This is a genomic window from Isoptericola sp. NPDC056578, from assembly GCF_042793275.1.
GTDB lineage: Bacteria > Actinomycetota > Actinomycetes > Actinomycetales > Cellulomonadaceae > Isoptericola.
The window spans coordinates 25,759-32,503 of the sequence record NZ_JBHTVC010000054.1; the positions used below are offsets into that span (position 1 = coordinate 25,759).

Below are 6,745 nucleotides of genomic sequence, written 5' to 3' on the forward strand. Positions count from 1 at the left end.
GGCCACGGATTAACCACGGAGTCCTCGGGTCCGACCGGCCCGGGTCCGCGCCTACGATGCTGGGGTGAGCACGCCGCAGCAGACCCCCGCCCCGCAGCCCTCGTCGTCGCCCGCCGGCGGCGCCAGCCAGGCCCAGGCCGAGGCCGCCATCCGCAAGGCTCGCGGAGCCCTCAAGCGCTACCGGTTCATGGCGATCCTCACCGGTGTGATGCTGCTGATCCTGTGCGTCGAGATGTTCTTCAAGTACGTGGTGCCGGTCGAGCTCGTCGTCGACTACATGGGCTGGGTGCCGTTCGCGCACGGCTGGATCTACGTGGTCTACCTCGTCACGGTGCTCGACCTGTGGTCGAAGATGCGCTGGGGCTTCGGGCGACTCGCCACGATGGTGTTCGCGGGCGTCGTGCCGGTGATGTCGTTCATCCTCGAGAAGCGCGTGCACGCCGACGCCGACGCGAAGCTCGGTGCGCTCGAGGAGCGGTACGCGGCATGACGTCGCTCGCCCCGTCTCCGTCGTTGGCACCCCTGGTCGCGCCCGGCCCGGAGCTGGACGCCGCGCACCTCGCCCGGTACGCCCGGCACCTGCCGCTGCCGGGCGTCGGCCCGGAGGGGCAGCGCCGGCTGGCCGCCGCGCGGGTGCTCGTCGTCGGGGCGGGCGGCCTGGGCAGCCCGGCCCTCCAGTACCTCGCGGCCGCCGGGGTGGGCACCCTCGGCGTCGTGGACGACGACGTCGTGGACGTCTCCAACCTGCAGCGCCAGGTGGTGCACGGCACGGCCGACGTCGGCCGGCCCAAGGTGGAGTCGGCGCGCGACCGGATCGCCGACCTCGCGCCCGACGTCGAGGTGGTGGCCCACCCCGTGCGGCTCACCCCCGAGAACGTGCTCGAGATCGTCGGCGGGTACGACGTCGTGCTCGACGGCGCGGACAACTTCCCGACCCGCTACCTCGTCTCCGACGCGGCCGAGATCCTCGGCGTGCCCGTCGTGTGGGGCGCCATCCACCAGTTCGACGGCCAGGTCGCCGTCTTCTGGGGCGCGCCGGTGCTGGCCGACGGCACCGGTGAGGAGACCAGGACGCGCGGTGTCACCTACCGCGACGTCTTCCCCGTGCCCCCGCCGCCCGGCACCGTGCCCGACTGCGCCACCGGCGGCGTGCTCGGCGCGCTGTGCGGCACGGTCGGGTCGGTCATGGCCACCGAGGCGGTCAAGCTGATCACCGGTGCGGGCACCACGCTGCTCGGCCGCATCGCCGTCTACGACGCCCTCGAGCTCTCGTGGCGCCAGCTCGCCGTCCGCCCGGACCCGACCCGCGAGCCCGTCGCGGGGCTGCTCGCCGACGACGCCGCGTACGCCGCGTTCTGCGGCCTGCCCGCACCCGTGGGCGGGTCCGCCGACGCCGCGGGCTCCGGTCTCGGCCCCGCCAGCATGAGCGCCGTCGACGCCGCCGCGCTCCTCGCGGGCGGCTCGCCCGTCGCGCTCGTCGACGTCCGCGAGGGCTGGGAGGTCCAGGCGCTCCCCGTCGCGGGCGCGACCGTGTCGCCGAGCGGCGCGTTCCTGGGCGGGGGAGACGCCGCCGCGTCCGCGGTCGCGGCGCTGCCCACCGACCGCCCGGTGCTCCTGGTCTGCGCCGCGGGCGCCCGCTCCGCCCGCGTGGCCGACGTCGCGCGCGCCGCCGGCGTCGACGCCCGCTCCGTCGAGGGCGGCGCCCCCGCGCTGCTCCTCGCCGTCTGACGCGAGGGAGCACGGGTCGTGCCGAGGTAGTCCGAGACTCCGCGAGGTAGTGGACCGGACCACTACCTCGGCACGGATCGGACTACCTCGGCACGGATCGGACTACCTCGGCAGCGTGGAGCACCGCGTCAGAGGGCGAGGTCGAGGCGACCGTCGGGGGAGGAGCTGGCCAGCGCGCCCTCCCGGCGCGGGATGCGGCCGGCGCCGGCGGCGAGGCGCCCGGACTCGACGGCGAGGCGCATGGCGTGCGCCATGCGGACCGGGTCGGCGGCGCGCGTGACGGCGGTCGCGAGGAGCACGCCGTCGCAGCCGAGCTCCATCGCGAGGGCGGCGTCGGACGCGGTGCCCACCCCGGCGTCGAGGATGACGGGCACGCGCGCGGCGGACGCGATCGCCTCGATGTTGCGGGGGTTGAGCACGCCCAGGCCCGTGCCGATGGGGGCGCCGAGCGGCATGACGGCCGCGCACCCGACGTCCTCGAGACGCCGCGCGAGGATCGGGTCGTCGTTCGTGTACGGCAGCACGACGAACCCGTCGCGCACCAGCCGGTCGGCGGCCTCGACGAGGCCGAGCGGGTCGGGGAGCAGGGTGACGTCGTCCGCGATCACCTCGAGCTTGACCCAGTCGGTGCCGCAGGCCTCGCGGGCGAGCTGCGCCGTGAGCACGGCCTCGGCGACCGAGAAGCAGCCGGCCGTGTTCGGCAGGGCGCGGATGCCCAGCCGCTCCAGCAGGCCCCAGATGCCGCCGTCCTCGGCGCCCGCGCCTCCCGGCCGTACCGCAACGCGGCGCATCGCCACGGTCGTGAGCCCGGTGCCCGACGCGACCAGCGCGTCCTCCAGCGTCATGAGGTTCGACGCCCCGCCCGTGCCCATGACGAGGCGCGAGCCGACCTCCGTGCCGGCGACCACGAGCGGATCGACGAGCGGGTGCGCGAGCGGACGGGACGTGGTCTCGGCGTGCGTGCTGGTCATGCTTCCTCCGTGCTTCGTGGTCAGCCGCCCTGGACGGCGGTGACGATCTCGACCCGGTCGCCGGGCGCGATCCGGGTGCCGGCCCACAGGCCGCGGGGGACGACGGCGTCGTTCACGGCGACGGCGATGCCCTGCACCGAGCCGTCGGCGACGAACGCGGGGACGAGGGTCGCGACGACGGCCTCGACGCCGTCGCCGTGCGGTCCGTCGAGCGGGTAGGTCTCGCCGTTCACGACGGCGGTTGCGGAGGTGGACGGCGTGCTCACGGGAGGGCTCCTTCGGGGGTTGCGGGCGCGAAGCGTCGCGGGTCGGCGGCGGTGAGGGTGTCGAGCGCGTCGTCGGGCGGCGGTGTGCCGGTCAGCGCGGCGAGCACCGCGTCGGCGGTGAGCGGCGCGAGCAGCACCCCGTTGCGTCCGTGCCCGACGGCGGCCAGCAGTCCGGGCACGGCGGTGGCGCCGACCAGCGGCAGGTTGTCGGGGGTGGCCGGGCGGGCGCGCGGCGTGACGTCGACCAGCGCGGCCTCGTCGATCCCGGGCACGAGGGCGCGGGCGTCGCGCAGCAGCGCGAACACGCCGCCCGCCTCGGCGCGGCGGTCGTCCGGCCGCTCCTCGCTGGTGGCGCCGACGACGATCTCCCGGTGCCCGGGCCCGCTGCCCGGGCCGGCGCCGGTGCCCGGGCCCCGCGGCACGAGGTACACCGGCCGGCCCTGCACCGTGCCGCGCACCACGTGCTCGAGGGCGAGCCCCGGCCCGGCGTCCAGGCGCAGCGTCACGCCCTTGACGGGCCGCACCGGCATGCGCACCTCCGGCGCGCCGTCGAGCAGCCCCGCGGGAGGGACGGCGCCGGCCGCGAGGACCACCGCCCCGGCGGCGTGCCGCACCCCGGCGGCGTCGTGCGCCGCGACCACCCGGCCCGCGGCGTCCCGCTCCAGGCGCACGGCGGCGCGGCGGACGACCGTGCCGCCCGGCGCGCGGGTCAGCGCCTCGAGGAGTGCCGCGTGCGTGCCCCGCGGGTCGACGGCCAGGTCGCCCTCGACGCGGGCCGCCCCGGCGAGCCGCGGCCCGAGGTACGGCTCGCGGCGCCGGGCGTCGGCCACGGAGACCTCCGCGGACGCGAGGCCCCACTCCCGGTGCAGCGCCAGCACGCGACGCAGGAGGGCGAGGTCGTCGGCGTCGTACGCGACGGCGAGCGACCCGGCACGCAGCAGCGGGACGTCGCGACCGGTCGCGGCGGCGAGGTCGGCGGCGAACGCGGGCCAGCGGGCGGCCGACGCGAGGTTGAGGCGCGCGAGGTCCCGCTCGCCGAAGTCCGCCTCGCTGACGGCCGCGAGCATCCCCGCGGCCGCGCGGGTGGCGCCGTCGCCGGGCGCCGGGTCGAGCACCGTGACGGCGAGGCCGGCGTCCGCGGCCCGCCAGGCCACCGCGAGACCGACGATCCCGCCGCCGACGACGACGACGTCGGAGGGGGTGGCGGACGGACCGGTGGACGTGGGCATGTGCGCTCCCTTCGCTGGCATGACCCAGATCAGGTTCGACGGTCGGCTCCTACGCCCTCTCAGCCCCGAGCGGGGCTCCCGTGCGCGGCCACTGTAACCCGGGCCGTGGTTACCCTGGCCGGCGTGACCACGACCCGCGCCCGGCTCGCCGACGCCCGCCTGTACCTGTGCACCGACGCCCGCGAGGACCGGGGCGACCTCGAGGACTTCCTGCACGCGGCGCTCGCGGGCGGCGTGGACGTCGTGCAGCTGCGGGACAAGACGCTCGACGTCGCGCGCGAGCTCGAGCTGCAGGCCGTGGTGGCCCGCGTCGCCGCGGAGCACGGCGCGCTCTGGGCGGTGAACGACCGGGCCGACGTCGCCGGGCTGACCGGCGCTCCCGTCGTGCACATGGGGCAGCGCGACCTGCCCGTGCCGGCGGTCCGGTCGCTGCTCGGGCCGGGCCCGGTGCTGGGCCGCTCCACCCACTCCGCCGCGCAGGCGGCCGAGGCCGAGGCCGACCCGGACGTCGACTACTTCTGCGTCGGCCCGCTGTGGGCCACGCCCACCAAGCCCGGCCGTGCGGCCGTCGGGCTCGACCTGCTGCGCGAGGTCGCCGCGACCCGCCCGACGACGCCGTGGTTCGCCATCGGCGGCGTCGACGCCGAGCGGCTGGACGCCGTGCTCGACGCCGGTGCGTCGCGCGTCGTCGTCGTGCGCGCGATCACGCAGGCGCCCGACCCCGGGCGCGCCGCGCGCGAGCTGCGGGAGCGGTTGGCCTGACCGCCGACGGCCGGCGCGCCGCCGCGGTGTCGAGGTGACCTACCCCACCGCGTGACCCGTGGGACGGGCCCGGGAGCGGTACCGTCCGGCGGCTACGATGGCTCGGTGACGTCTCCCGCCACCGACACCCCCACCACCGCCGACCTGGCGCCCACGCCGCGACCGGTCCTCGTCGTCGACTTCGGCGCGCAGTACGCGCAGCTCATCGCGCGCCGCGTGCGCGAGGCCCGCGTCTACTCCGAGATCGTGCCCCACACGTTCACCACCGAGCAGATGCTCGCCAAGAACCCGGCGGCGATCATCCTCTCGGGCGGGCCGTCGTCGGTGTACGCCACGGGCGCCCCGTTCGTGGACCCGGCGCTGTTCGAGGCCGGCGTGCCGGTGCTCGGCATCTGCTACGGCTTCCAGGCGATGGCGCAGGCGCTGGGCGGCACCGTCGCGCAGACGGGGCAGAGGGAGTACGGCGGCACCGAGGTCGAGGTGTGCGAGGCGGGCGTGCTGCTGGCGGGCTCCCCCGACCACCAGACCACCTGGATGAGCCACGGCGACTCCGTGCACGCCGCGCCGGAGGGCTTCCAGGTGCTCGCGACGTCGTCCGGCTCGCCGGTCGCCGCGTTCGAGGACACCGGCCGTCGCCTGTACGGCGTGCAGTGGCACCCCGAGGTGAAGCACTCGGCGCACGGCCAGGCCGTGCTGGAGAAGTTCCTCTACGAGGGCGCGGGGCTCGCGCCCGACTGGACGCCGGGCAACGTCATCGCCGACCAGGTCGCCGCGATCCGCGCGCAGATCGGCGACGCCCGCGTCATCTGCGCCCTGTCCGGCGGCGTGGACTCCGCCGTCGCCGCCGCGCTGGTGCAGCGCGCCGTCGGCGACCAGCTCACCTGCGTGCACGTGGACCACGGCCTGCTGCGCGAGGGCGAGGTCGAGCAGATCGAGCGCGACTTCGTCGCCTCCACGGGCGTGAACCTCATCATCCGCGACGAGAAGGAGCGGTTCCTGACCGCCCTCGCCGGCGTGAGCGACCCGGAGACGAAGCGCAAGATCATCGGCCGCGAGTTCATCCGCGTCTTCGAGGACGCCCAGCGCGACATCGTCGCCGAGGCGGGCGCCCACGGCGAGGAGGTCAAGTTCCTCGTGCAGGGGACGCTGTACCCGGACGTCGTCGAGTCCGGCGGCGGCGAGGGCGCGGCCAACATCAAGAGCCACCACAACGTGGGCGGCCTGCCCGACGACCTGCAGTTCGAGCTGGTCGAGCCGCTGCGCACCCTGTTCAAGGACGAGGTCCGCGCGGTGGGCCGCGAGCTCGGCGTGCCGGAGGAGATCGTCGCCCGCCAGCCGTTCCCCGGCCCCGGCCTGGGCATCCGCATCGTCGGCGAGGTCACGGCCGAGCGCCTGGCCACCCTCCGCAAGGCGGACGCCATCGCCCGCGAGGAGCTCACCAGGGCGGGCCTCGACGGCGAGATCTGGCAGTGCCCCGTGGTGCTGCTGGCCGACGTCCGCTCCGTCGGCGTGCAGGGCGACGGCCGCACCTACGGCCACCCGATCGTGCTGCGGCCCGTGTCCTCCGAGGACGCCATGACGGCCGACTGGACGCGCCTGCCCTATGACGTGCTGTCCGTCATCTCCACCCGCATCACCAACGAGGTGAGCGAGGTCAACCGCGTGGTGCTCGACGTGACGAGCAAGCCGCCGGGCACCATCGAGTGGGAGTGAGGGTGGACGGCGTGGCCGGCGGGAGCCGGGACGTCGTTCGCGAGAGCCGAGCGAGGCACGAGCGAATCATTCGAGC

7 protein-coding genes and 1 riboswitch are annotated in these 6,745 nt (G+C 76.2%); of the genes, 4 read left to right on the forward strand and 3 right to left on the reverse strand.

All coding sequences use genetic code 11. The features are described 5' to 3' along the window. Positions 1–64: 64 nt before the first annotated feature. Positions 65–490: a DUF3817 domain-containing protein gene (locus ACFQ80_RS17775; RefSeq protein WP_430550424.1), complete on the forward strand. Its 426-nt coding sequence runs from the start codon at positions 65–67 to the stop codon at positions 488–490. Next, entirely contained in the window at positions 487–1,728 is a 1,242-nt protein-coding gene (locus ACFQ80_RS17780; RefSeq protein ID WP_430564575.1) for a ThiF family adenylyltransferase, read from the forward strand. The genes ACFQ80_RS17775 and ACFQ80_RS17780 overlap by 4 nt, the downstream gene beginning before the upstream one ends. Positions 1,729–1,856: 128 nt before the next feature. Here the strand turns inward: ACFQ80_RS17780 and ACFQ80_RS17785 are convergent, their stop codons facing one another. The 3 genes from ACFQ80_RS17785 to thiO all read right to left on the reverse strand — a co-directional run bounded on the left by ACFQ80_RS17785 (position 1,857) and on the right by thiO (position 4,194). After that, complete coding sequence (locus ACFQ80_RS17785; protein WP_430550422.1) at positions 1,857–2,699, reverse strand: thiazole synthase; 843 nt, start codon at positions 2,697–2,699, stop codon at positions 1,857–1,859. A gap of 20 nt (positions 2,700–2,719) precedes the next feature. Further along, positions 2,720–2,965 (reverse strand): sulfur carrier protein ThiS, encoded by a 246-nt coding sequence (gene thiS / locus ACFQ80_RS17790; RefSeq protein ID WP_430550421.1) that lies wholly within the window; start codon positions 2,963–2,965, stop codon positions 2,720–2,722. Then, positions 2,962–4,194 (reverse strand): glycine oxidase ThiO, encoded by a 1,233-nt coding sequence (gene thiO / locus ACFQ80_RS17795; RefSeq protein ID WP_430564576.1) that lies wholly within the window; start codon positions 4,192–4,194, stop codon positions 2,962–2,964. Before thiO ends, thiS begins: the two co-directional genes overlap by 4 nt. Continuing rightward, positions 4,184–4,286, reverse strand: a riboswitch (TPP riboswitch). Its footprint overlaps the gene before it by 11 nt. Before the next feature lie 31 nt (positions 4,287–4,317). Here thiO and thiE point away from each other — a divergent pair. Next, positions 4,318–4,956 (forward strand): thiamine phosphate synthase, encoded by a 639-nt coding sequence (gene thiE / locus ACFQ80_RS17800; protein ID WP_430564577.1) that lies wholly within the window; start codon positions 4,318–4,320, stop codon positions 4,954–4,956. A gap of 105 nt (positions 4,957–5,061) precedes the next feature. After that, on the forward strand, positions 5,062–6,669 hold the full coding sequence (guaA, locus tag ACFQ80_RS17805; RefSeq protein WP_430564578.1) for a glutamine-hydrolyzing GMP synthase: 1,608 nt from the start codon (positions 5,062–5,064) through the stop codon (positions 6,667–6,669). Positions 6,670–6,745 lie beyond the last annotated feature (76 nt).

Excerpts from the sequence above, each read along its gene's own strand:
- ACFQ80_RS17780 (WP_430564575.1), top strand. The coding sequence starts at position 487 with ATGACGTCGCTCGCCCCGTCTCCGTCGTTGGCACCCCTGGTCGCGCCC.
- ACFQ80_RS17785 (WP_430550422.1), bottom strand. The coding sequence starts at position 2,699 with ATGACCAGCACGCACGCCGAGACCACGTCCCGTCCGCTCGCGCACCCG.
- thiO (WP_430564576.1), bottom strand. The coding sequence starts at position 4,194 with ATGCCCACGTCCACCGGTCCGTCCGCCACCCCCTCCGACGTCGTCGTC.